This window comes from Psychroserpens sp. Hel_I_66 (assembly GCF_000799465.1).
Taxonomy (GTDB): domain Bacteria; phylum Bacteroidota; class Bacteroidia; order Flavobacteriales; family Flavobacteriaceae; genus Psychroserpens.
Genome location: NZ_JUGU01000001.1, coordinates 2395771 through 2421551, shown reverse-complemented (window position 1 = coordinate 2421551; position 25781 = coordinate 2395771). Strand labels below are relative to the sequence as shown.

Here is a 25781-nt window from a genome sequence, read left to right as displayed (position 1 = left end):
ATAAAACCGTATGAAACTACACTCACAAATCATAGGAAAAGGCAAACCCTTTGTCATTCTTCACGGATTTCTAGGCATGAGCGATAACTGGAAAACACTTGGTAATAAATTTGGAGATGCAGGTTTTGAAATCCATCTCGTAGATCAACGTAACCACGGTAGAAGTTTTCATAGTGAAGACTTTAACTACGAGGTGTTATCTAAAGATTTAAAAACCTATTGCGAAGATCATGATCTTGAGGATATCATTCTCTTGGGCCATTCTATGGGTGGAAAAACTGCAATGCTTTTTGCTACGGAATTTCCAAAATTGGTTTCTAAATTATTAATTGCAGATATAAGTCCGCGTTTCTACCCAACCCATCACGATGCCATTTTAGAAGGATTATCTTCACTGGATTTTCAAGAATTAAAGAGTAGAGGAGCAGCAGATAAGCAATTATCAAAATATGTTCAAGAAGCTGGAACGCGCATGTTTTTGCTCAAGAACTTATATTGGATAGAAAAGGGTAAACTCGCTTTGCGTATCAATCTGGACGTTTTAAAAGAACATGTTTCAGAAGTTGGAGAGGCACTTCCAATCCATTCAAAATTTGAAAAGCCAACCTTGTTTCTAAGAGGTGATAAAAGCGAATATGTGATGCCAACAGACGAGAAATTAATAAAGCAGCACTTTCCGCTTGCGGAAATTAAAACCATAAGAAACGCAGGTCACTGGCTCCATGCAGAAAACCCTGAGGATTTTTACGATGCTGTGATTAATTTTATAACTTTAACTAACTAAAAACACATCAAAATGAATTTAATAATTAGACTTCTAATAACTGCGTTAATTGTTATGCTTTTAGCACATTTTTTGCCAGGAGTGGGCGTTACTGGGTTTGGCGCAGCAATCATTGTGGCCATAGTTTTGGCATTACTTAATTTTATTGTAAAACCTATTCTGGTCGTTTTAACCATCCCGATTACAATTGTCACATTAGGTTTATTCCTGTTTGTGATCAATGCGTGTATTATTTTATTGGCAGATAAGTTTATAGACGGTTTTGGCGTAGATGGCTTTTGGATTGCTTTACTGTTTAGTATTTTATTATCTATTTGCCAATCTATTGCGAATTCGCTTTTGAAAGAAAATAAAAATTAGACTCAAACACAATCCATTAAACGTATTGTAGGGTTGCAAAAAATATTGTATTTTTGCAGCCCTTTTTAAGGTATAATATTAACACCCTTAGTGGTTTTATAATACATATAATGAATATTACAAGAGAAAACATTGACGAGCTAAATGCAGTTGTAAAAGTCGATATCGCTAAAGAAGATTACAGCGATAAAGTAGAAAAAATATTAACCGATTACCGTAAATCGGCAAACATACCTGGTTTTAGAAAAGGGCATGTGCCAATGACTATGGTAAAGAAGCAATACGGTAAAGCGGTATTAGTGGATGAGGTTAATAAGTTGTTACAAGACGCTTTAGGTAAATATCTAACTGAAGAGAAATTAGACGTTTTAGGTAACCCATTGCCAAAACCTCAAGATGATCTGGATTGGGATAGCGATAATTTTTCTTTTGAGTTCGAATTAGGTTTAGCTCCAGAATTTGAGGTCAACTTAAAAAGTAAAAAACCAATTACACATTATAATATCGTTGCCGATAAAAAAATGATCGACAACCAAATAGAACATATTAGAAAACAATATGGCAAAATTATTTCCCAAAAGGAAGTGACCAAGGATTCAGAAATAACTGGAGTTTTTGAAAACGAAGAAAAAGAGATCAATAATTCTACTACCATTACTTTAGATAAATTTAAAGGTAAAGCAACAGAGAAGCAATTTATTGGTGCTAAGGTTGGTGATGTCGTGACTTTAAAAACTAAAAAGTTGTTCAACGATGATCATGATTTAATGAACTTTTTAAAAGTGTCCCATGACGATGCTCACGATCTTGATGTAGAAGTCAACTTTACAATCAACGAGATAAATGAAAGAGAATTAGCAGATTTAGACCAAGAATTGTTTGATAAGCTCTTCGGAAAAGGAACCGTAACATCGGTCACAGAACTCAAAGAGAAAATCAAGGAAGATTCCGAAAAGCAATTTGCGCAACAAGGCGATCAAAAACTATTGAATGACGTTACCGAGAATTTAGTGGAAAACACAAAATTTGATTTGCCAGCATCATTTCTGCAAAAATGGATGCAAACTGCGGGAGAGACAGAGATGGATGCAGATCAAGCTAAGGAGGAATACGAAAAGTCTGAAAAAAGTATGCGCTACCAGTTAATTGAAGGTAAACTAATTGAGAAGCACAACTTGCAAGTGACTTTCGACGATTTAAAGGCACATGCCAAAGAAATGATTAAAGTACAAATGGCACAATTTGGTCAAATGAACTCTAGTGACGAAGAATTAGAAGGTATCGCAGCAAGAATTTTATCAAATAAAGATGAAGTTAAGCGCCTATCTGAACAACTAATGAGCACTAAACTGTTAAATCTTTACAAAGCAGAGGCTAATTTAAAGACAAAAGAAATAACTTACGATGATTTCGTAAAAGAGTTTTACAGCTAAAAAATTAAAGTATAAATTAGTATATTTGAGCGTAAAACTGAATGGTTTTACGCTCTTTTGTTTAAAATAAAATTTCAGAAAAAAATATATGGATTACGGTAAAGAATTCGAAAAATTTGCAATAAAAGATCAAGGTGTAAGCAGCACCTATTATAATAAAATTGTAAGCAGCATGTACCCAACAAGTATGACGCCTTATATTATAGAAGAGCGTCAACTTAATGTATCCCAATTAGACGTATTTTCTCGTCTAATGATGGATCGTATTATTTTTATGGGTACAGCAATCAATGATCAAATTGCAAATATCATACAAGCGCAATTATTGTTTTTAGAAAGCGCAGATGCCTCTAAGGATATTCAAATTTACATCAATTCCCCAGGAGGGAGTGTGTATGCAGGTTTGGGTATTTACGATACGATGCAGTTGATAAAACCAGACGTTGCAACCATTTGTACAGGTATGGCAGCTTCAATGGGAGCAGTGTTGTTGGCAGCAGGAGAAAAAGGAAAACGCAGTGGTTTAACACACTCACGCGTTATGATTCACCAACCTTTGGGAGGAGCACAAGGTCAAGCTAGTGATATAGAAATTACAGCTCGAGAAATTGTAACCCTTAAAGAAGAATTGTATAAAATCATAAGTAAACACTCCGGTCAAGACTACGAAAAGGTGTATGAAGATAGTGACCGTGATTACTGGATGAAAGCTGAGAAGGCTAAGGAATACGGTATGATAGACGAAGTGCTGTCAAAAGGATAATATAAATTTTACTTCGGAAATTGAAACTCTCAAGCATCTTGCAATTGCATTTAAAATTTAGAGTTTCAGTTATATTCAGGTAAATATAAATAACAAGAAAAAAGTTTAAGTGAGTTCGAGTAAGAATTTTCAGCTTTAAGCTTTTAACTTTTAACATGAAAAATGGCAAAGGAAGAATTAGAATGTTCGTTTTGTGGTAGGAAAAAGCCAGAGACCAATTTATTAATAGCAGGTTTAGATGCACATATATGCGATCGCTGTATAGAGCAAGCGCACGGTATTGTTATAGAAGAGTCTAAGCAATCTGATAATGAAGAATTATCTTCAGAGTTAATGCTTAAAAAACCACAGCAAATAAAGAAATTTCTTGATGAATATATTATTGGTCAGGAATACACAAAAAAAGTAATGTCTGTTGCGGTTTACAACCACTATAAACGTTTATTGCAGCCACCGAGTGATGATGATATAGAAATTCAAAAGTCAAATATCATAATGGTTGGTGAAACTGGTACAGGTAAAACCTTAATGGCAAAAACTGTTGCGAGAATGCTTAATGTACCATTGGCAATTGTAGATGCAACGGTATTGACAGAAGCTGGCTATGTTGGTGAAGATGTTGAAAGTATTTTAACAAGATTACTTCAAGCTGCAGATTACAACTTAGAAAAAGCAGAAAAAGGTATTGTTTTTATTGACGAAATAGATAAGATTGCACGTAAGAGCGATAATCCTTCTATAACCAGAGACGTTTCTGGCGAAGGTGTGCAACAGGCACTACTAAAATTATTAGAAGGAACTGTTGTTAATGTACCGCCAAAAGGCGGAAGAAAACATCCAGATCAAAAATTTATTGAAGTCAACACAGAGCATATTTTATTTATAGCTGGTGGTGCATTTGATGGGATTGATAAAAAGATTTCTAAACGATTAAATATGGCAGCCATAGGTTACAAAGCTGCTCATGATGCAGAAGCATTAGATATAGATAATCTGTTACAATATATAATCCCGAAAGATTTAAAAGATTTTGGATTGATACCAGAAATTATAGGTCGTCTTCCAGTATTGACCTTTATGGACCCGTTAGATGCCAAAACGTTAAGAGCTATTTTAACAGAGCCTAAAAATGCCATTATAAAGCAGTACAAGAAGCTTTTTGAAATGGATGAGGTAGAAATGACGATTACTGAAGGTGCTTTAGACTATATCGTTACAAAAGCAATTGAGTACAAATTAGGTGCGAGGGGATTACGTTCTTTATGTGAAGAGATTCTAACCGATGCTATGTTTGAAATGCCAAGCTCTGGTGATAAAAAATTGAATGTAACAAAATCTTATGCTGAAGATAAATTATCAAAAACAACGCTTAAAAAGTTGAAAGCAGTGTCTTAGATTTTACATTACAAAATATAAAAAAAGAAACCACTCTTTTCCCGAGAGTGGTTTTTTTATTGGATTTAATAATTAATATTGCTTAACAATATCTTTGAATAACTTCTTTAAGTTTTTAGTCTTTTTAAATGCTTCAATAGTTTGCTTTTTCTTCAAGACTATGTAAATATAGGTGCATTAATTTCTTAAAAAAAATGACTTTGCACCTTTTGGATAAACACTACCATATTTTCGTTGTGTGGGAAAATACTGTGTTGTTTGTCGGTTTTTTTTTTCTCAAAGTATAAAGTAATAAATAACATCAAAAGGAATATTTGTCATTGTTGGGACTTCATCGTAAATACAAAAACCCAACCGTATTTACCTAAGTTATTTTTTAAGTTAGCAGTGAGTCAACTATTTTGTGGTATTCAGTAGTAATAGTTCATCAAGATATTCTCTACTATTAGATAGTCTTGGGATTTTATGTTGGCCACCAAGTTTATCACGTTGTTTTAGCCAGTCGTAAAATAAACGCTCTCTCGCAATATGTACGGTTGGCATATTCAATGTCATGTTATTGAGTCGTTTAGCCTCGTAATCTGAATTTAGGGATTTTAGTTTTGTATCGAGAAGTAAGTTAAAATTTTTTAAATCTAAAGGAGGTGTTTTAAATTCTATAAGCCATTCGTGAGAACCTTTATCTTTCCCTTTCATAAAAATTGGAGCAGCTGTGTAATCTACAATTTCCGATTGTGTGCAGTTGCACACCTCTCTCAAAGCATCTTCTGCATTTTCAATTATTAGTTCTTCCCCAAACGCGTTGATATGGTGCTTTGTACGACCAGATACTTTTATGCGATAAGGATTTGTAGATGTGAAGCGTATAGTGTCGCCAATTTTATAACGCCAAAGTCCTGCATTAGTGGTAATGATTACTGCATAATTAACATTGACTTCAACTTCGCTAAGAGGGATTACTTTTTGATTTGAAGTTCCGTAGGCATCCATTGGTATAAATTCGTAAAAAATCCCGTAATCTAACATGAGCAATAATTCACTGCTATTGTTCTGGTCTTGGATGGCGAAAAACCCTTCCGAAGCATTATAGATTTCATAATACTTAAAATTCGATTTTGGTAAAATCACCTTGTATTGATCAACATAGGGCACGAAGCTAACGCCACCATGAAAATAGACTTCAAGATTAGGCCAGATGTCAAATAAATTATTTTTTCCTGTGGTTTCTAGAACATTATTTAAAAGTACTAACATCCAAGATGGAACTCCAGCTAAACTTGTCACGTTTTCATTTCTTGTCTCGTTGACTATAGCCTGCATTTTATGTTCCCAATCATCCATTAAGGACACTTTATTGCTTGGCGTGCTACTAAACTCAGCCCAAAATGGCATGTTGTCTATTAATATAGCAGATAGATCTCCAAAAAAAGTACCGTTCTCTTTATATAATTCCTTGCTGCCACCAAGACGTAAGCTTTTACCTGTAAACAATTGTGATTCTTCATTGTTGTTGAGATACATGCATAATAAATCTTTGCTTGCAGCGTAATGGCAATCTTCTAAAGATTCTGTACTTACTGGTATAAACTTACTTTTTGCGTTTGTCGTCCCGCTCGATTTTGCAAACCAACGTATGGGATTTGGCCAAAAAATATTGTACTCTCCCCTGCGGGAACGCTCAATCATATCTTTACAATCTTCATAGGTAGAAATTGGAATACGCTCAGCAAATGTTTTATAACTTGAAATGGTGCTAAAGTCGTATGTTCTACCAATTTCAGTATCCCGTGCAGTAGAGAGGAGCTGAAATAGTAATTCGTTTTGTACTTCGTTTGGGTATTTTAAAAACAATTCAATTTGATGAAATCGCTTTTTTAAAAACCATGAAGCAATAGAATTTACTAATGGAATCGGCATATTTTAAATATGTTGAACTATCTTTAAGTTTTAAAAATAACACTTTTTTTCATATGTTCTATCAAGGAGTTTTAACAAAGATGCAAACCGAGTTTGCAGATCCTATTCAATACTATTTAATACTTGAGAATGATTTCTTGAATATGAATCAGTTACTCGATAAAACCATCACATTGCAGTTCGTAAAACACCAATGTTTAAAATGCGGATTGGACAAACCAATTTACCGTCAAGGGTTCTGTAAAGAAGACTTTTTTGATATTCCGCAAGCTGGAGATTGGATCATGAGACCAGAATTAAGCACTGCACATTTAGATCAAGAAGACCGTGATTTGGAATATGAAAAAAAAGTGCAATTGCAACCACATATTGTGTATTTAGCAAATTCAAGTAATGTAAAAGTGGGTGTGACACGAAAAGCGCAGGTGCCAACGCGATGGATAGATCAAGGTGCTCACGAAGCCATAGAAATTGTTGAGGTCCCCAACCGCTATTTGGCAGGAATAACCGAAGTGGCCCTAAAAGACCACGTAGCAGATAAAACCAATTGGCGCAAAATGCTTAAAAATGATATTGAAGATGAAAATCTTGTAGAGTGGCGAGAACGTTTAAAGGGTTTTATTCCTTCGGAAGCTCAAGAGTATTATATCGCATCTAATACCGAAACCAACATTCATTTTCCAGTATCTAGATATCCTGAAAAACCTAAAAGTCTAAATATCGAAAAACAGCAATCTTACACCGGGAAGTTATTAGGTATAAAAGGACAGTATCTCATTTTTGAGGATAATACTGTTTTTAATGTGAGAAGCAATGAAGGTTTGGTGTTGAGATTTGAAATATCTTAATCTTATAAATACTAATTCAGCATTCTATTGGCTTGTTTCCAATACTATAAAAGATTATGGTAAATAATTCTGATTCTTTTTCCGAAGAAAATTTCATTAAAAATTTAAAACAACAAAAGGCGCATCCATTATAGATGCACCTTTTGGTATATATTAAAGCAAAAAAACTACTAAATATCCTCTTGATCTCTCAAGTTTTGGATATATCCAGCTTTTTGGATTTCGCGTCTTCTTTTTACCGATGGCTTTGTGAAAAACTGGTTCTCACGTATGTTTTGCATCGTCTTTACGTTACGGTGTTTTCTTTTGTAACGTTTTAAAGCACGTTCAATGCTTTCTCCTTCTTTTACTAAAATTTTGATCATTGTAATACTTGTAATTATTGGTTTAGGACTATCCTAAATACGTTTTTAATATTTTACTCTTAGAATCTTGGCGTAAACGCTTAATTCCTTTTTCTCTAATTTGTCTAACACGCTCTCTGGTTAAATCAAATGTCGCTCCAATTTCATCTAATGTCATTGGTGGCTCATCACTTAATCCAAAGTTTAAACGAATAACATCACTTTCTTTTTGAGATAATGTGTCTAACGCTCTATTTATTTCAACATTTAAAGACTCTTTCATCAATTGCATATCTGGATTTGGTGATTCACCAGATTTTACAACGTCATATAAACTTGACGTTTCACCTTCTTTTAAAGGCGCATCCATTGATAAATGTCTCCCAGAATTTTTTAATGACTGCTTCACTTCAGAAAGTGTCATGTCCAATTCTTGTGCTATCTCCTGAGCACTTGGAGGTCTTTGATGTGTTTGTTCTAAAAACGAAAACGCTTTATTGATTTTGTTGATAGAACCAATTTTGTTCAAAGGTAATCTAACTATTCGAGATTGTTCTGCTAAAGCTTGTAAAATTGCTTGTCTAATCCACCAAACTGCATAAGAGATAAATTTAAAACCTCTTGTTTCGTCAAAACGTTTAGCTGCTTTTACTAAACCAGCATTACCTTCGTTAATTAAATCTGGAAGTGTAAGACCTTGGTTTTGATATTGTTTAGCAACAGAAACTACGAAACGTAAGTTAGCTGTCGTGAGTTTATCAAGCGCTACTTGATCTCCTTCTCGAATACGCTGGGCTAGCTCAACTTCTTCTTCAGCAGTAATCATTGGGAGTTTACTAATGTCTTGTAGGTACTTGTCTAGGGATTTTGATTCACGGTTGGTAACTTGCTTGGTAATCTTTAATTGCCTCATATATTTTGTCTTGTTTTAAAAAGTTCGCAAGAGTCTAATGTAACTTTTAATTTGACAAAAGCAAATAAAAACCATCTTCTTTATGAAAATTAGCTAAAAATAACGATTTTTTAAGAAAATATTAACTTTTAGCCTCTAAAATCATGGTTTTTGAGTAGAATCTTTTTTCTTTTTTCTGTTCTTTAAAAGACCTCCTAGAATGTCTTTCACACCTTCTTGTACAGTATTGGTTTTTGTTGAATCTGTTTTGACGGTTGTAGAGTCTTTTGGCATTTCATTTTTGGTGCCACCTAGTATGCCTCCCAATATGTCATTGACCTTATCTTTGCCTTGACCTATTAATTTCTGTTTTTCAATTTCAATTAATTGCTTTGTAAGGTTAGAGACACCACTTGTTAAATCTGTTTGTACTTTTGGGCTTGTGTAGCTTCCAGTAATATTAGCGGTAACAGGAATTGTTATTTTGTTTACCTCATTATCATTTATTTTACCGATCAATCTATTTACCTCACTTCCCAAATATTTTGCTGGTACTTGAAAAACTGCATTATAATTTAAGGACTTGTCAAAACCGTGACCTCCTGAAACCACAATATTAATATCATTGTAATTTAAGTTGAAAGGTTTAACGCTTACTTGACCATTGGCAAATGTCAAATTAGCTTTTAAATCATTTAAGTTTAATTTACTGAAATCAATAAAATTTAACGCACCATCTAGCTTGCTTAGTAATGAAGCTTGGTTTTCGTTAATATCTGTAGTTAATAACTCAGCAAACGCATCACCAGAAATTGTAGATAAATTTGGAGTGAAGTCATTGCCCAAAGTTCCTTGGAGTTTAATAACTGTATTGAGCTTTCCTTGAAGTGCTTTTGCTATTGGAGCTAAATTTTGCAACAATTCCAAATCATTGAAGGATTGCGAGATATCAAATCCATCTGCTCCAATATTAAGGTCAAAAACAGGAGTATCTGTTCTTGTTGATACTTTTCCTGTTAATGCCAATACACCGTTAAAAAGATTTGAGGTAAGGTTTTTTAAATTTGCCTCTTGGTCTTTGATCAATAATGTTCCATTTACATCCTTAAGTGTAAGGTTATCATAGATGACTGTATTTGCATTAGCATTGATCGTACAATCCAAAAAATCTGGAATTTTCATAGATTGGGATGTTGAGGTGGTTTTATTGGAAGTTTCGGTAGTGTTTTTGTCCTCTACCATAAAATCACTCACGACCAATTTATTGGAGTTGAGATTGAAGGTTCCTTGTAATTTCTTATCACTCAGTAAAAAACCAATAAGATTATTTATTTTTCCGTTTGCGCTAAAATCGCTACTTCCTGTTTTTGCGTTAAAGCTGTTAAGAGAAACGTTTTCAGTATTAAACGTCATATCTGCATTATCAATTTGAATTGGATTTACCAGATCTTCCGAAGAGAAAACAAAATCACTCAAGCTCGCGGTTCCCGAATTCTTGATTCGTCCATAGGCGTTCGTCTCAATCGCTTCCATATCAAAGGATGTGTTGATTTTTGCTTTTAAAATTCCACTTAATTCCTTATCAAAATCAATAGGATATGCTTGTGTTAAGTTCGCAAGGTTTAAAGTACCATCAATATTGGCATTTACCAACATGTTTTTAGTGAGATTTCTTATTGTTGCGCTCGATTTGAACACATCATTGTCAATTTTAAAATCAAGTGTTTTAATCTCTACAAACGTATCATCGACATTCCCTGTGGTGTTTTTTATAGACGTATCAATATTTATATTGCTAACTCTTTTTGGTAAATCTGGATATTTGAAAGACGCATTATTAGATGTAATATTAATGTCTAAAGTAGGGATTGTTTCTTCGGAAATTTTCCCTCTAACAATACCATTTACCTTAAAATCACCAGTGGTCTCAACGTTCTCGATATTTTTAGAATACGTTTCTGGTATTACAGCAAGAAAATCTTTAAAGGAAGATTCTGGATTTTCAAAAGTAATATCAATGTCCTGACCATCTTCAAGAACTTGAACATAGCCATTGAAAACAAGGGGTAATTGATTGATGAACCCTTTATTTTCCATAAATGTATATTTTTGCTCGTTAAGATTCATCCCAATAAGCGCATCCAATTTTACTTTATTTTGATTAAGATATTGTGTGCTGTCAATGCTCATGCTCACATTGGCTTCACTCTTCGTGTCGAGTTGCGATTTTTCTTCGGAAAACGTACCGTTACCAGTATGATTAAGTTCTGTAATATATATTTGGGTATTTGATTTTTCATCTATGTAAGTCAAAGCACTCTTATTAATGCTGTAATCTTTGATGTCAAATGAAAATCCGCCAGAAGAATCTACAGTTCCCTGAGCATTCTCTTTCTCTTTGGTGATGTCATAATTGTTATTGCCTAAAGCGTCCTTTTTTAAGGTCATTAAAGCTTCATCAATATCAATAGAATTTACAATGATAGGCTCATCGCTGGCATTTTTAAAAAGTTCTTTAATAGACATTTCAAATGAGATCGTTTTAGCAGTAACAAACGTTTCACCCTCAAAAGGCTTAAAATTTGTAATCACCAAGTCATCAACACTTACGTGTGCCTGAGGAAAACTGCGAATAAAACTCAAATTCACATCGCTAAACTCAACTTTTGCATTGAGATTTTGATTGATAAAGTTCTTGACGATGTCCTTGATTTGACCCTGAAACGCAAAAGGGATAATCACCAATAAAGCGATGATTATTAATAAAGTAATACCAATTATTTTAAATGCTTTTTTCATCTTTACTTTCCGCGAAAGCGGTAATCTTTAAGTTATTTATATGAATTATTTTAGTTTGTCAATTTTTCCGAAGAAAAATTTAATCTTAATATCTTATATACGTTAAGATTAGAATTTATGCCGAATTAAAGCAAAAGTTTAATATAAATTTAACCCATTTCAAACGAATATTTGCGCGTTAGAGTAATTCAATTTCCTGATTAACAGATAATTTAAATCGCTTTCTAAATAAGTAGACACCTAAATATAATAATGGTGTATCTAAAAGTGCGACGAGAACCTTAAAAATAAAGCCACTTATTAATAAGCCTTTAAAATTTTCCCATGGGATAATCCCAAAAAAGCACAACAAGATTAAAATGGTAAATGTGTCAACAAATTGTGAGGTCCAGGTAGAAAAGTTATTTCTCAACCATAAATGTTTTCCTTTGGTAAGTCTTTTCCAAAAATGATATACCTGTATGTCCACAAATTGAGCAAACAAGTAGGTGATCATACTAGCAAAAACTGCAATGGCAGAATTGCCAAATACTTTTGTAAACGTTGCATCATTCACGTATGACCAAGTTGTCGCTGGCACATGATTAGAGACCAAAATTATTAGCAAAGAAAATACCGACGCAAAAATACCAGCCACTACAACCTGGTTCGCGCGCTTTTTGCCATAAATCTCACTAATCAAATCGGTGATCAAAAACGTAATGGGATAGGGTAAAATCCCAACCGAAATCTCAAAAAGCTTTGAACCAAAAATCTCGACATCAAAAGGATACCAGTAAAAAAACTTTTGAAAAATTAAATTAGAAACCACCAAAGACGTTATAAACAGCGCAGCAAGAAATAAATAGATTTTTTGCGCAGCAAGTTTGTCTTTTATGGTCATAAATTGTGAATAAATACTTAGTGCAAATATACGATAATACCATTTTGTTTTCATTAATTTGAACATTCAATATGAATTCTACACATCACGTTTACATCGCTCTTGGCAGCAATAAAGGCGACAGATTAAAATATCTGCAAGACGCTGTAGATGCTGTTTTTACTCAAATTGGTAATATAAACGCCATTGCAAAAGTCTATAATACGCCAGCTTTTGGGTTTGATGGAGACGACTTTTTAAATACCTGTATTTATGTGGAATCCATATTTTCTGCGGAAGACATTCTCGCTAAGCTCCAACAAATAGAAACCCGATTAGGTCGTGAGCCCAAGCAAGGCGATGGTTTTGAATCCCGAACCATAGATTTGGATATTTTGATGTTTGATTGCGATATCATTTCTTCGGAAAATTTAAACGTACCACACCTTCAACTACCGAAGAGAAAATTTGTATTAAAGCCACTTCATGATATTGCCTCAAAACTGAAACATCCACAATTGGAAAAAACAGTGGCAGAGCTTTTAGAAACTTGCGAAGATGAGAGCCATGTGGAAGCGATTAATATTTGGCTGAAAAATCCATCAAAGCAATTTGACTTTTCGAAATACAATTACATCGCGATCGAAGGTAATATAGGCGCTGGTAAGACAAGTTTGGCGCAACAAATTGCAGCAGATTTTAACGCCAAACTCATTTTAGAGCGTTTTGCAGATAATGCCTTTCTGCCAAAATTTTACGAAGAGCCACAACGTTATGCATTTACTTTAGAAATGTCATTTCTCGCAGATCGTTATCAACAAATAAGCGATGATCTCTCACAATTGGATTTGTTTAAGGATTTTATGGTGAGCGATTATGACATTTATAAATCCTTGATTTTTTCAAAAATCACTTTACCAGAAGATGAGTTTAAACTCTACCGTAAACTTTTTTATTTAATGTATAAAGACATCGCCAAACCAGATTTGTATGTCTATTTATATCAAAACACGCAACGACTCCAGGAAAATATTAAAAAACGCGGACGCGATTACGAGCAAAACATAGACGACGAGTATTTAGAAAAAATCAACTCAGGTTATCTAGACTTCTTAAAAAATCAAAGCGAGCTCAATGTGAAAATTATCGATATTTCAGATAAGGATTTCGTAAATAATCGTACGGATTATTTGTGGGTTTTGGGTGAGATTTGTTCGTTTTCCGATTAATACTCGTTATTAAATAAATCAAAATTTGAAAGATAATCAGTTATTCATAGGTAAAGTCATCGCTCTAATCCTTGTTATTATTTCTATTTTTTATGCTATATATCAAGTAAAAGATTTGAGAAACAATTCTACGATTTCAGTTGCAAGAATTTATGATATTTCACATACTAAGTCTATTTCAAGAAATGCTCTCTATGAATATTATTATAACGGTGAAAAGTTTAAAGGAGTAAAACGTTTAAAAAATGAAAAAGAAGAAAATGTATTGAAAAAGTTTTTTGAAGTTAAATTTTCTAAAGAGAATCCCAGAAATAGCGAGATCAATTTAGCTGTCGAAATTATAGATACTTATACTATTAAGAAAGCCAATTTAAATTTGAAATAATCTGTCATTCCTGCGAAGGCAGGAATCTACTTGCCATTAGAATTATATAGATTCCGAGTCAAGCGCGAAATGACAGGTTAAGATATATTTTTCATCTTACTAAACAAATCCCAAACCACAACACCACAACTCACCGAAATATTAAGTGAATGCTTGGTTCCAAATTGAGGGATCTCAATCACAATATCACTGGCGTCAACAACATCTTGAGCTACACCTTTCACTTCGTTGCCAAATACTAAAGCATATTTTTGATCAGTTTCAGGTTGAAAAGAGTTGAGCATAGTTGCACGTTCTGCTTGCTCAATGGAAATGACCTTGACGTTTTGAGATTTTAGTTTGTTAATGACATCGATGGTGTGTTCAGCATATTCCCAATCTACAGTTTCAGTGCTTCCTAAAGCGGTTTTTCTAATATCGTTGTGTGGCGGTGTTGCTGTTATTCCGCAGAGATAAATCTTCTCGACCAAAAAAGCATCACTCGTTCTAAATACAGAACCTATATTGTTTAAACTTCTAATATTATCGAGAATTATTATGATAGGCGTTTTTGTGGCTTGTTTAAATTCATCGACATTTAATCTATCAAGTTCGCTGTTTTTTAATTTTCTCATCTTTAGTTTCCGCAAAAGCGGTAATCTTTTAACTGTCATTCCTGCGAAGGCAGGAATCTAAATATTATAATTGGTCATTTTGGTGGATTCCTGCCTTCGCAGGAACGACAATTTATTGTTGAAATCTACCAACAATTGTAGATAACTTCTAGGTGTCACGTTTCAGAAAACATCAAAATATAAGTACTTTTGAAAACTTACGGTTTTGAGAATTTCCGCAGTAAAATTACAAATTTAAAAGAAAAGCAAATTGGCCAAAAAAGTAAAAAAAGTAACACCATTAATGAAACAATACAATGCCATTAAGGTTAAATATCCTGATGCGTTGTTGTTATTTAGAGTGGGTGATTTTTACGAAACTTTTGGTCAGGATGCTGTGAAAGCTTCAAAGATTTTAGATATTATTCTAACTAAGCGAGGCGCAGGAAGTGAGAGCGAAATTGAGTTGGCAGGTTTTCCGCATCACTCGTTAAACACCTATTTGCCAAAGCTTGTAAAAGCTGGAGAGCGTGTGGCGATTTGTGACCAATTAGAAGATCCAAAACAGACTAAAACCATAGTCAAGCGTGGCGTTACAGAATTAGTTACTCCAGGTGTAGCCCTCAACGATGATATCTTACATTCTAAAACCAATAACTTTTTAGCTGCGGTTTATTTTCCGTCAACCAGCTCAGCTTCACAATCCAACGGAACAGTTTTTAACAGCGTTGGAGTATCCTTTTTAGATGTCTCAACAGGAGAGTTTTTTATCTCTCAAGGGAATAGCGAATATGTAGATAAGCTACTCCAAAATTTTAGACCCAGTGAAGTGTTGGTTTCAAAACCCAACCGTAAAAAATATAGTGAGGCTTTTGGTAATGATTTTCATGCGTTTTATTTGGAAGATTGGGTGTTTCAAGATGATTATGCCAATGAAACCTTGCTCAAACAATTCAATACAAAATCGCTCAAAGGCTTTGGAATTGACGATTTGTACGAAGGGATTGTTGCCTCTGGAGCCATTTTACATTATTTGGGCGAAACCCAACATCATAAATTACAGCATATTACGTCTATTCAGCGACTTATAAAAGGAGAACATGTTTGGATGGATCGTTTTACGATTAAAAATTTAGAGTTGTACCAATCGACTAACCAAAATGCGGTCACGCTTGTTGATGTGATTGACAAAACGATTTCGCCAATGGGTGGGCGATTGTTGAAACGCTGGTTGGCATTGCCATTGGTTAACATGTCGCAAATTAATCAGCGTCATGATGTCGTTGAGTATATCAAAAGTGATAGTTTGATGTTGGGCAAATTTCAGCAGCAATTAAAACAAATAGGAGATATTGAGCGATTGATCTCAAAAGTGGCTACGGTTAAAATTACGCCTCGCGAGGTGGTTCAGCTTAAAAATGCTTTAGAAGCTATTGTTCCTATAAAAGCTTTGGCGCTCAACACCAAAAACAAAGCCTTACAGCATTTAGGAGATCAAATGGATGCTTGCGAGGAATTGCGAACTCGAATCAAAGCGACTTTAAACGAAGAAGCTCCGGTAAATATCTTAAAAGGGAATACGATTGCTTCAGATTTTTCTTCGGAATTAAAAGAACTGCGAGCACTCTCCACTTCTGGAAAGGATTATCTAGACAAAATGCTCGAGCGCGAAAGCGAACGCACAGGCATCACATCGCTTAAAATAGGATCAAATAATGTGTTTGGCTATTACATTGAAGTACGCCACACCCACAAAGATAAAGTGCCCGAAAATTGGATTAGAAAACAAACGCTCGTGAGCGCAGAGCGCTATATTACAGAAGAGCTTAAAGAATACGAAACCAAGATTTTAGGTGCAGAAGAACGTATTTTAATGATTGAGCAGCAATTATTTGCAGAGCTCGTAAGTTGGATTACTAATTTTATCCAACCTGTTCAGAAAAACTCAGCATTAATAGCGCAATTAGACTGTTTAACTGGTTTTGCACAGTTGGCTATCGACAATAATTTCACTCGACCAATGCTGACAGAGGGTTACGAACTCGACATCAAAAACGGTCGCCATCCCGTCATAGAAAAGCAATTGCCACATGGCGAGCCCTACATTGCCAACGATGTGTATTTAGATAGGGAACAACAGCAAATCATTATGATTACGGGTCCAAATATGTCTGGTAAATCGGCAATTTTACGACAAACCGCATTAATTGTTTTATTGGCACAAATGGGAAGTTTTGTTCCTGCGGAAATTGCAACGATTGGATTAACAGATAAGATATTTACTAGAGTAGGAGCTAGCGATAATATTTCAATGGGAGAATCGACGTTTATGGTGGAGATGAATGAAACTGCTTCTATTTTAAATAATATTTCAGACCGAAGTTTGGTGCTTCTTGACGAAATTGGTCGCGGAACAAGCACCTATGATGGGATTTCAATCGCTTGGGCCATAAGCGAGTATTTGCACGAACATCCAAGTAAAGCAAAAACTTTATTTGCTACACATTATCATGAGCTCAATGAAATGACTGAAACGTTTGATCGCATCAAAAATTTCAATGTATCGGTAAAGGAGTTAGAAGATAATGTTTTATTTCTTCGGAAATTAGTAGCAGGTGGAAGTAATCATTCCTTCGGAATTCACGTCGCGAAAATGGCAGGAATGCCTCAGCAAGTAATACATCGTGCCAATAAGATCTTAGCACAATTAGAAAAGTCACATTCTACCGAAGAATTGAACGACAAAGTAAAAACGCTTAACAATGAAATGCAATTGAGTTTCTTTAATCTCGATGATCCATTATTGGAGCAGATAAAAGAAGAAATTGTCAATATAGATATTGACACATTAACACCAGTAGAAGCCCTTATGAAACTCAATGAAATTAAGCGTATGTTATTGAAAAAGAAGCGCGCATAAAAAAAGTTTGATTTTTTAATAAAAAGGCTTTGCTTTTCTGATAAAAGTCTTAAATTTGCCCTCGCAATTACAATAAACGTTCATTTCAATAATTGCTATAATGCGAAAGTAGCTCAGGGGTAGAGCATCACCTTGCCAAGGTGAGGGTCGCGGGTTCAAATCCCGTCTTTCGCTCTACGCTTAAACATATACCAATTTTTTTTAGTCTGCTGACTAAAAATGCTGAAGTGGTGGAATTGGTAGACACGTTGGACTTAAAATCCAATGTCCATTAGGACGTACGGGTTCAAGTCCCGTCTTCAGTACAGATGAAAAGTCGAAACGAAAGTTTCGACTTTTTTGGTTTTAAAAAGTTACCGAATGCTCACATTCAAGGAAACTTTTTAAAACCAAAAAAGCGATTCATTTTTATGGATCGACTTTTCTCAACCTGTTGAAACAGGACTCGGCGAAGCCGATTTCCGTTTTATTTAATTTCTTAATGCTCGCCTTCAATGAAGCGTTGTGAAACCAAAAGCAATTCTTGATTTTTGAATACGTTTATTCTTCCGAAGAAAGCATCTTAACCGTAGCAACAGTTCTAAACCCTGTGTGGTCTGACCCAGAATCTACAGCTGTACCCATGCGTGCCGAAATCCTGAAACTTGCGCAATATGAGGCGTGACATAGAAATGAACCTCCTTTTATGATGTGTTCTTTTTGATTTGGACTATCTGGGTTGTAAGCATTTTTGGCTCCTGAGGGATTGATGGTGATTTTTGAAGCGTCCATTTCTTTATAATGGTTTGCATTGAACAAATCACTGGTGAGTTCCCAAACATTGCCCATCATGTCGTAAATGCCCAAATCATTTGCAGGATAAGATTTTACAGGTGCAATCAACTCAAAGCCATCAATACTTTCGTTTTTTACTGGGAACGCACCTTGCCACGTATTGGCGTAATCGTTTAATTTGCTTGGGTCATTTCCCCATGTAAATATGTGGTCTGTTGCTTTGCCTTGTGCAGCAGCTTCCCATTCTGCTTCTGTTGGCAATCTTCTATTTGCCCATTTGCAATAGGCTTGAGCATCTTCGTAGGCAATATGAACAACTGGGTAATTGTCTTTTCCTTTGATAGAGCTTTTTGGACCTTCTGGATGTTTCCAATTGGCACCGATTTTCCATGTCCACCATTGGCTATAGTTTGCCATATTGACTACAGTATTTACGTTTTTGTTAAAAATCAAACTTCCTGGTCGTAAAATGGAATCGTGAGGTTTTGGTGTGTTTGGAGGAAGTTCTTTTTTCATTTCTTCCCAATCTATTGGTCGCTCTGCTATTGTTACATAATTAGTAGCATCTATAAAGCTTTTAAATTCTTTATTTGTGACCTCAGTAATATCTATAAAAAAGCCATCTACGATGACTTGGTGAGCGGGTTTTTCGCGCATCATGGCAAATTCATCACCATCTTTTGCCCCCTGTAAAAATAGCTTTCCAGGTACCCAAACCATACCGTCGGGAGTTTGTATGTTTGAAGGCTTTTCTTTTAGAATCTCGTAACCTGAATTCTCATCTATCTTGCTGATGTCCGAATTATTATCCTTTTGTTTGACTTCGTTTTTACAATTCAGTATCAAAAAAAATAAAGCAAAAAGCAGAAAATAATTTAAAATTATAGATTTCATTGGGCAAGATTATTTTAGAGAAAAGCTATTACATTTATAAATAACTAACAAATATAAGTGTAGAGGTTAAAGACTTATAATTTTTTTTCAAAGTAAATATTAATTCAGAAAATAGTAAAGTCACAAAATATTTCCATTTCAAATAAATATTCTCAAAAATTTTAAGATTTATTTGAATTTTTATTCGGTAACTTTATTTTAACTATTTTTAGCTAATCAAAATTTAACTAACTAACTACAAAGATGAATAAACAAACTTATTTAATACTTATTGCTGCTGTGTCGGCATTAGGTGGATTACTATTTGGATATGATACAGGTGTAATTAATGGTGCACAGTTTTTTTTAAGTAAATATTTTGATTTAGATGCAGCTACCAAAGGTTGGGTTGTAGGAAGTGCTTTATTAGGGTGTTTTGTAGGAGCTATCGTTGCTGGTCCGTTAAGTATAAAGATTGGGCGTAAATGGTCTTTGATTATTTCTGCAATACTTTTTTCAATGTCTGCATGGGGCTCTGGATTACCAGAAATATTCCCAGAGACAGTATCTGTTCTTGTAATATTTAGAATTATTGGAGGTCTTGGTATTGGGATTGCGTCAATGAATGCGCCAATGTATATTGCCGAAATTGCGCCAAGTAACATTAGGGGACGCATGGTGACCTATTACCAGTTAGCCATCGTTATTGGATTTTTTGTGGTGTTCTTAGCCACCTATTTTATAGGAAACGGATTAACTGAGGCTGAAAATATTCAATTTGGGTGGAAACGTATGTTTTGGTCAGAATTGATACCTAGCGGGTTGTTTTTAATTCTTATGTTCTTTATACCAAAAAGCCCACGTTGGCTTGCATTAAAAGGTGAAGATTATAAAGCATTGGCTATATTGAATAAAATACATGGTGAAGAAGAAGCGTTAATAGAAATACAGGAAATCAAACGTTCTCTCGATGCGGAAGATAATAAGATCAAGGTCAATTATTTTTCAAAGGGTATTTTGGCGATAATTGTTATTGGTACTGTTTTGTCAATGTTACAGCAGTTTACAGGTATTAATGCAGTACTTTATTATGGAGCAGATATCTTTGAAAAAGCATTAGGTTTTGGTAAGGATGATGTTCTTAAACAACAAATTCTATTGGCATTTGTTAATCTAGTCTTTACATTCATCGCTATGTTTACAGTAGATAAATTTGGTAGAAAGCCATTACTTTATATAGGATCTGTTGGGATGATTTTAGGGTTTTTACTTTTAGCTTTATCACTTCAGTTTAATGCAGTTGGAGTAATATCGTTAATAGGAGTATTGATATTTATAGCATCTTTCGCATTATCAATGGGACCTGTAGTTTGGGTTTTATTATCAGAAATGTTTCCTAATAAAATTAGAAGTGTAGCCATGTCTGTAGCTGTTGCAGCGCAATGGGCTGCAAACTATATGGTTTCACAATCTTTCCCTGTTGTGATGGATAGTGAATTGAACAATAGTGCAACTTGGAGTGGAGCACTACCTTATTATATATTTATTGGCTTCATTATATTGATTGCAATAATTACATATAAGTTTATCCCAGAAACAAAAGGAAAATCCCTTGAGGAGATTGAAAGTTTTTGGAAGTAGAACAAACTTTCAAAATAAATTAAATAAAAAAAGGTCTGATTTTCATCAGACCTTTTTTGTTGCTTTATACTAATTTCTAGTTATCGTCATTTGATACTTCTTCAGCAGCTTCTTCAGTTGCTTCAGCAGCTTCTTTAGTTTCTTCAACAGCATTATCAATTGCCTTTCCAGCTTTCTCTAAAGCGCCTTCAGTAGCATCAGCAGCATCTTCAGCAGCATTTTCTACAGCATCAGAAGCATTTTCTGCTCCATCCTTAGTGTCTCTACATGACGTTACAGACACAACAAGTGCCAATGCCAATGCGATGTTTAAAATCAATTTTTTCATTGTTATAGTTTTAGGTTTGTTTTATAATGCGCGAAATTAATAACTTAAATTTAATATTTATAAAAAACATTAAAATTCTTGTACCAATGATTTCGCAAATCAATGTGTTATATACGTATGTAGTTGCTAATTTGGATGACAGCACCTTTATTTTCTTTGATAAACTCTAAATTTTTATTGCCCAGCGAGTTGCGCAATTCATAATTAGATATAAGGTCGTTTAAAATTGTGTTTAAATCCTTTTCATTTTCTACGGAAATCACTCCAGCATTCTCAATCATATTCGAAGCCTCTGGGAATTTGCTGTGATTTTTCCCAATTATAATTGGCACTCCAAATACCGCAGGTTCTAAGATATTATGTAAGCCCGTTTTTCCCATCGCACCACCAACGTATGCAATATCTGCATAACTGTAAATTTTTGAAAGCAAGCCAATGGTATCAATTACGAAAACATCAAAATCATTCAAATCTTTATCAGTTCTTTCAGAAAATAAAATGTTTTTTGTACTCAATTTAGAAACAATAGATTGAATATGGCGACTATTGATTTCATGCGGAGCAATGATGAATTTTAAATTTTCCGAAGCATTGGCATTTATATAAGGTATTAAAATGGACTCATCCTCTTCCCAAGAACTCCCAATAACCAAGCAAGTACTTCTACCTTTAAATCTCGAGATAAAATCAATCTCATTATCAATTAATAATTGATTGCTAACCCTATCAAATCTGGTGTCACCAGTAATCGTAACACTATTATAGTTTATAGAATTAAGGAGTGATTTTGAGATTTCATTTTGGGTAAAGATATGTTCAAAAGCAAATAACGCTCGCTTTTGCTTATCACCATAACTCTTAAAATAAATTTGATTTCTTCTGAAATTTGCCGATATCAAAATCGCTCGTTTTTGTCTTCGCTTTAACTCCAATAGCAAATTTGCCCATATGTCATATTTTACAAAAATTGTAAATTCTGGGTTAACGAGATCTAAAAAACGTTTGGCATTTTTTGTAGTGTCTAAGGGAAGATATGCAACAACATCTGCAACTGTTGTGTTTTTTCTAATTTCATAACCAGATGGAGAAAAAAACGTAAGAACAATTTTGTGAATTGGATAGCGCTCTCTTAATATTTCAAAAACGGGTAGGCCTTGTTCATATTCACCAAGAGATGCACAATGAAACCAAAACGTTCTGTCGCCATCTTTTATAGAGCTTGCTAAGATCTTGAAGGTTTTTTTACGACCATCAACACCCAATTTAATTTTAGAATTAAAAGGTGAAATAAGCTTTAAAAAAAATGAAAGTAATGAGATCCCTAGGTTGTACAAAACTTAAAAATATATGGTTGATGCTAAAATAGGGTTCTTTAAAATAATTTCATTGCTTAATGCTAATGAATTTCGTAATTTCGTTAGATATGAAAAAAATTCAAATGGTTGACCTAAAAGGTCAATATACCAAAATTAAAGAAGAGGTAGACAGCTCTGTTTTGGAGGTTTTAGATTCTACAGCTTACATAAACGGACCAAGAGTCCATGAGTTTCAAAAAAATTTAGAAACGTATTTAGGAGTTAAACACGTCATCCCATGTGCCAATGGTACAGATGCATTACAAATTGCAATGATGGGATTGGGTTTAAAGCCAGGAGATGAGGTTATTACTGCAGATTTTACCTTTGCTGCAACTGTTGAGGTGATTGCACTATTGCAATTAACTCCGGTTCTAGTAGATGTTGATCCCGTAACATTCAATATAGATGTTGAGGCAATCAAAAATGCAATCACTCCAAAAACCAAAGCAATTGTCCCGGTTCATCTTTTTGGGATGTGTGCCAATATGGAAGCGATTATGCAAATTGCTAAAGAACATAATCTCTATGTCATTGAAGATAATGCACAAGCCATTGGATCAAATTACACTTATAGTAATGGTAAAAAAGCAAAGGCTGGTACGATAGGTCATGTCGCTTCAACGTCATTTTTTCCATCAAAAAATTTGGGATGCTATGGTGATGGAGGTGCGATTTTCACAAATGATGATGATTTGGCCCACACTATTAGAGGTATAGTAAATCACGGTATGTATGAACGTTATCACCATGATGTGGTAGGTGTGAATTCGCGATTAGATTCTGTTCAAGCTGCAATTTTAGATATTAAATTAAAGCGACTTGATGATTATAATACTGCAAGACGAAAAGCAGCGAGAGCCTATAATCACGCATTTGCAGGTCAAGATCAAATCGTGATTCCAACAGGAAGAGATGTGTGTTCTGGTATTTGTGATACCTGTGACTGTCATGTTTTCCATCAATATACCTTGCGAATCTTAAACGGTAAACGTGATGAATTAGTAAAGCATTTAAATGAGAATGGAATTCCCTGCGGTGTATATTATCCAATTCCGCTGCATCGTCAAAAAGCTTATCTGGACGAAAGATATAACGAAAGAGATTTTTCGGTAACCAACCAACTTGTTAAAGAAGTCATTTCCTTGCCAATGCATACCGAGTTGGATGCAGAGCAAATAGAGTTCATTACATCAACCGTTATCAATTTTGTAAATTCTTAAAATGAAAAAAATTCTAGTTACAGGAGGACTTGGTTTTATAGGTTCACATACTGTCGTGGAGTTGCAAAATGAAGGTTTTGAGGTTCTATTAATTGATGATTTATCTAATTCTTCGGAAAGCGTCTTGGATGGAATTACATCCATTACAGGAAAAAAGCCAACGTTTACAAAACTTGATTTAAAAGAAAGATCTTCCGTAGAAAATTTCTTTAAACAACATGAGGATATTTCTGGTGTTATTCATTTTGCTGCTAGTAAGGCTGTTGGAGAGAGTGTTGAAAAGCCATTGCTTTATTACGAGAACAATTTAAATACGCTTATTTATATCCTAAAGGAAGTAATCGGCTTAAAAGATTCAAATATCATATTTAGTTCTTCATGTACGGTTTATGGTCAGGCAGAAAAAATGCCAATTACAGAGCAGGCTCCTACTCAACCTGCAGAGTCTCCTTATGGTAACACTAAACAAATTGGTGAAGAAATAATAAAGGACACTTGTAGGGCCAGTGTACATCTTAAAGCAATTGCTTTGAGATACTTTAACCCAATAGGAGCACATTCTAGTGCAAAAATTGGAGAATTGCCAATTGGTGTACCACAAAACTTAGTTCCTTTTATAACCCAAACAGCAGCTGGTTTGCGTGATTGTCTTTCGGTTTTTGGAGATGATTATCCAACAAAGGATGGTACGTGTATTCGAGATTATATACATGTTGTAGATTTAGCAAAAGCACACGTAATTGCTCTAAAGCGGTTACTTAACAAAGATAATACATCAAATTTTGAAACCTTTAATATTGGCACAGGTGTGGGCAGTTCTGTACTTGAGGTCATAAAATCTTTTGAGAATGTTTCGGGTAAATCACTAAATTATAAAATTGCTCCAAGACGAGAAGGCGATGTGATTTCAGCATTTGCAGATACAGAAAAAGCAAACACCAAATTAGGTTGGAAAGCTCAATCCAGTCTTGATGATGCAATGCGTTCTGCGTGGAAGTGGGAACAGAAAATTAGAAATCTATAATTTACATACAGTGAAAACCATACTTCAATTTGTAATCCTTTGCTAACAATTTCAGCAACTGGACAAGATATTTATTTGCACTGCGGAAAAATATTACCACTATGGAAAACGTCATTTTTGTGATGAAAGCAGGAAAAGTGTACAAAAATCAATTATAGATATTCTATAATTTATGCTCTATTGTTGAGAATACAATAATTATAAATAACAATTTTTGAGAATATAAAATTTAATATGTTGATTAACAGTGTTTTAATATTTAAAATTTGCTATTGGTCAATCATATTCGTTTCTTTGTAGCTAATGATAAATGAAAACCAATGAAACTGATTAGCATTAAAAGAGAAACGAAACCAGAACTTCGTTTTACACAAAAGATGGGATCTCTGTCTACCAATGTAACTTACATTAAGAAGCAATTTTTGAGAGTTCCTTATAAAACACTCTATAAATATAGAGAAACCTATTATGGTGAAGTAAAAGATTGTGAGCAAATTAGCTTAGCGAGATAAAAAAAATCCTCTTCAATTTGAAGAGGTTTTTTTTATGCTTTATTTTTCTTTTTAAAAACTATTGTCGCCAATAGAAGAGCTATCATTCCAAATGTAACAGACATATCTGCGACGTTAAAAATTCCTGTTCTAAAGACACCTCCTAAATCAATATGGAAAAAGTCGGTAACCGATTTAAATACAATACGGTCAAAAACATTCGCAATACCGCCTCCAGCAATACAGCTCAAAGCTATGATACTTACTTTGTCTAAATCTTTATTTGTCAAAATATAATAAATCAAATAACCAAGAACCAAAGTAGGAAGTATAAGAAGCAATATAAGTTTTAGAGTAGGATTCATGTCACTTCCCATACCTAAAAATGCACCAGTATTTTCTACGTACTGCATTACAAATACATCTCCTATCAATCGCTTTGTTTCGCCATAAGCAAAATTAGCGCGAACCAATACTTTTGAAATTTGATCAATGGCAATATTAACCGCAATAATTAAGATGATACCTAAAGGTTTTGATATTTTCAT

23 protein-coding genes and 2 tRNA genes are annotated in these 25781 nt (G+C 34.2%); 15 read left to right on the top strand and 10 right to left on the bottom strand.

The window, feature by feature from the left end:
- Positions 1 to 10 precede the first annotated feature (10 nt).
- From GQ40_RS10885 to clpX, 5 genes are all read left to right on the top strand, one after another.
- Positions 11 to 784 (top strand): alpha/beta fold hydrolase, encoded by a 774-nt coding sequence (locus GQ40_RS10885; protein WP_047548108.1) that lies wholly within the window; start codon positions 11 to 13, stop codon positions 782 to 784.
- Positions 785 to 796: 12 nt separating this feature from the next.
- Positions 797 to 1144: a phage holin family protein gene (locus GQ40_RS10880; RefSeq protein WP_047548106.1), complete on the top strand. Its 348-nt coding sequence runs from the start codon at positions 797 to 799 to the stop codon at positions 1142 to 1144.
- Positions 1145 to 1254: 110 nt separating this feature from the next.
- Positions 1255 to 2577: a trigger factor gene (gene tig, locus GQ40_RS10875; RefSeq protein WP_047548104.1), complete on the top strand. Its 1323-nt coding sequence runs from the start codon at positions 1255 to 1257 to the stop codon at positions 2575 to 2577.
- A gap of 88 nt (positions 2578 to 2665) precedes the next feature.
- Positions 2666 to 3340 (top strand): ATP-dependent Clp endopeptidase proteolytic subunit ClpP, encoded by a 675-nt coding sequence (gene clpP / locus GQ40_RS10870; protein ID WP_047548101.1) that lies wholly within the window; start codon positions 2666 to 2668, stop codon positions 3338 to 3340.
- 162 nt (positions 3341 to 3502) lie between these two features.
- The gene (gene clpX, locus GQ40_RS10865) at positions 3503 to 4735 is read left to right on the top strand and encodes an ATP-dependent Clp protease ATP-binding subunit ClpX (protein ID WP_047548099.1); all 1233 of its coding nucleotides are present in this window, start codon (positions 3503 to 3505) and stop codon (positions 4733 to 4735) included.
- 396 nt (positions 4736 to 5131) lie between these two features.
- On the opposite strand, the gene GQ40_RS10860 is transcribed toward clpX, so the two are convergent.
- Positions 5132 to 6652 (bottom strand): GH3 auxin-responsive promoter family protein, encoded by a 1521-nt coding sequence (locus GQ40_RS10860; protein WP_047548097.1) that lies wholly within the window; start codon positions 6650 to 6652, stop codon positions 5132 to 5134.
- 53 nt (positions 6653 to 6705) lie between these two features.
- Here GQ40_RS10860 and GQ40_RS10855 point away from each other — a divergent pair, with 53 nt between their 5' ends.
- On the top strand, positions 6706 to 7500 hold the full coding sequence (locus GQ40_RS10855; protein ID WP_047548095.1) for a DUF2797 domain-containing protein: 795 nt from the start codon (positions 6706 to 6708) through the stop codon (positions 7498 to 7500).
- A gap of 170 nt (positions 7501 to 7670) precedes the next feature.
- Here the strand turns inward: GQ40_RS10855 and rpsU are convergent, their stop codons facing one another.
- The 4 genes from rpsU to GQ40_RS10835 form a co-directional block, all read right to left on the bottom strand.
- The gene (rpsU, locus tag GQ40_RS10850; protein ID WP_033957818.1) at positions 7671 to 7865 is read right to left on the bottom strand and encodes a 30S ribosomal protein S21; all 195 of its coding nucleotides are present in this window, start codon (positions 7863 to 7865) and stop codon (positions 7671 to 7673) included.
- A gap of 28 nt (positions 7866 to 7893) precedes the next feature.
- Positions 7894 to 8757 carry an RNA polymerase sigma factor RpoD/SigA gene (locus GQ40_RS10845; protein ID WP_047548084.1) on the bottom strand — a complete coding sequence of 288 codons (864 nt, stop codon included), beginning with the start codon at positions 8755 to 8757 and terminating at the stop codon, positions 7894 to 7896.
- Positions 8758 to 8898: 141 nt separating this feature from the next.
- Positions 8899 to 11535: an AsmA-like C-terminal region-containing protein gene (locus GQ40_RS10840; RefSeq protein WP_047548082.1), complete on the bottom strand. Its 2637-nt coding sequence runs from the start codon at positions 11533 to 11535 to the stop codon at positions 8899 to 8901.
- Between the two features lie 178 nt (positions 11536 to 11713).
- A complete protein-coding gene (locus tag GQ40_RS10835) occupies positions 11714 to 12418 on the bottom strand; it encodes a queuosine precursor transporter (RefSeq protein WP_047548081.1) in 705 nt (234 codons plus the stop codon).
- A gap of 71 nt (positions 12419 to 12489) precedes the next feature.
- On the opposite strand from GQ40_RS10835, the gene folK reads away from it, so the two are divergent.
- The gene (gene folK, locus GQ40_RS10830; protein WP_047548079.1) at positions 12490 to 13626 is read left to right on the top strand and encodes a 2-amino-4-hydroxy-6-hydroxymethyldihydropteridine diphosphokinase; all 1137 of its coding nucleotides are present in this window, start codon (positions 12490 to 12492) and stop codon (positions 13624 to 13626) included.
- A 25-nt stretch (positions 13627 to 13651) separates the two neighbouring features.
- Positions 13652 to 14011, top strand: coding sequence for a hypothetical protein (locus GQ40_RS10825; RefSeq protein ID WP_047548078.1), 360 nt, complete (start codon positions 13652 to 13654; stop codon positions 14009 to 14011).
- A 77-nt stretch (positions 14012 to 14088) separates the two neighbouring features.
- Here the strand turns inward: GQ40_RS10825 and GQ40_RS10820 are convergent, their stop codons facing one another.
- The gene (locus tag GQ40_RS10820; protein WP_047548075.1) at positions 14089 to 14625 is read right to left on the bottom strand and encodes an RNA methyltransferase; all 537 of its coding nucleotides are present in this window, start codon (positions 14623 to 14625) and stop codon (positions 14089 to 14091) included.
- Between the two features lie 250 nt (positions 14626 to 14875).
- Between GQ40_RS10820 and mutS the strand changes: the two genes are divergently transcribed.
- The 3 genes from mutS (at position 14876) to GQ40_RS10805 (ending at position 17829) form a co-directional block, all read left to right on the top strand.
- A complete protein-coding gene (gene mutS, locus GQ40_RS10815; protein ID WP_047548073.1) occupies positions 14876 to 17524 on the top strand; it encodes a DNA mismatch repair protein MutS in 2649 nt (882 codons plus the stop codon).
- Positions 17525 to 17626: 102 nt separating this feature from the next.
- Positions 17627 to 17698 (top strand) — tRNA-Gly (locus tag GQ40_RS10810).
- A gap of 47 nt (positions 17699 to 17745) precedes the next feature.
- Positions 17746 to 17829, top strand: a tRNA-Leu gene (locus GQ40_RS10805).
- A gap of 235 nt (positions 17830 to 18064) precedes the next feature.
- Here the strand turns inward: GQ40_RS10805 and GQ40_RS10800 are convergent.
- Positions 18065 to 19192 carry a formylglycine-generating enzyme family protein gene (locus tag GQ40_RS10800; protein WP_047548071.1) on the bottom strand — a complete coding sequence of 376 codons (1128 nt, stop codon included), beginning with the start codon at positions 19190 to 19192 and terminating at the stop codon, positions 18065 to 18067.
- A gap of 243 nt (positions 19193 to 19435) precedes the next feature.
- On the opposite strand from GQ40_RS10800, the gene GQ40_RS10795 reads away from it, so the two are divergent.
- The gene (locus GQ40_RS10795; RefSeq protein WP_047548069.1) at positions 19436 to 20812 is read left to right on the top strand and encodes a sugar porter family MFS transporter; all 1377 of its coding nucleotides are present in this window, start codon (positions 19436 to 19438) and stop codon (positions 20810 to 20812) included.
- A 76-nt stretch (positions 20813 to 20888) separates the two neighbouring features.
- Here the strand turns inward: GQ40_RS10795 and GQ40_RS10790 are convergent, their stop codons facing one another.
- Together GQ40_RS10790 and GQ40_RS10785 are read right to left on the bottom strand one after the other, a co-directional pair.
- Positions 20889 to 21140: a hypothetical protein gene (locus GQ40_RS10790; RefSeq protein ID WP_047548068.1), complete on the bottom strand. Its 252-nt coding sequence runs from the start codon at positions 21138 to 21140 to the stop codon at positions 20889 to 20891.
- A gap of 107 nt (positions 21141 to 21247) precedes the next feature.
- Positions 21248 to 22474, bottom strand: a complete 1227-nt coding sequence (locus GQ40_RS10785) for a 3-deoxy-D-manno-octulosonic acid transferase (RefSeq protein ID WP_052184230.1) — start codon at positions 22472 to 22474, stop codon at positions 21248 to 21250.
- 89 nt (positions 22475 to 22563) lie between these two features.
- Between GQ40_RS10785 and GQ40_RS10780 the strand changes: the two genes are divergently transcribed.
- From GQ40_RS10780 to GQ40_RS10770, 3 genes are all read left to right on the top strand, one after another.
- Positions 22564 to 23718 carry a DegT/DnrJ/EryC1/StrS family aminotransferase gene (locus GQ40_RS10780; RefSeq protein ID WP_047551863.1) on the top strand — a complete coding sequence of 385 codons (1155 nt, stop codon included), beginning with the start codon at positions 22564 to 22566 and terminating at the stop codon, positions 23716 to 23718.
- Position 23719: 1 nt separating this feature from the next.
- Positions 23720 to 24742 carry a UDP-glucose 4-epimerase GalE gene (galE, locus tag GQ40_RS10775; protein WP_047548067.1) on the top strand — a complete coding sequence of 341 codons (1023 nt, stop codon included), beginning with the start codon at positions 23720 to 23722 and terminating at the stop codon, positions 24740 to 24742.
- 320 nt (positions 24743 to 25062) lie between these two features.
- Complete coding sequence (locus tag GQ40_RS10770) at positions 25063 to 25254, top strand: hypothetical protein (RefSeq protein WP_047548066.1); 192 nt, start codon at positions 25063 to 25065, stop codon at positions 25252 to 25254.
- Between the two features lie 32 nt (positions 25255 to 25286).
- Here GQ40_RS10770 and lspA read toward each other — a convergent pair whose 3' ends face one another.
- Positions 25287 to 25781: a signal peptidase II gene (gene lspA, locus GQ40_RS10765; protein WP_047548065.1), complete on the bottom strand. Its 495-nt coding sequence runs from the start codon at positions 25779 to 25781 to the stop codon at positions 25287 to 25289.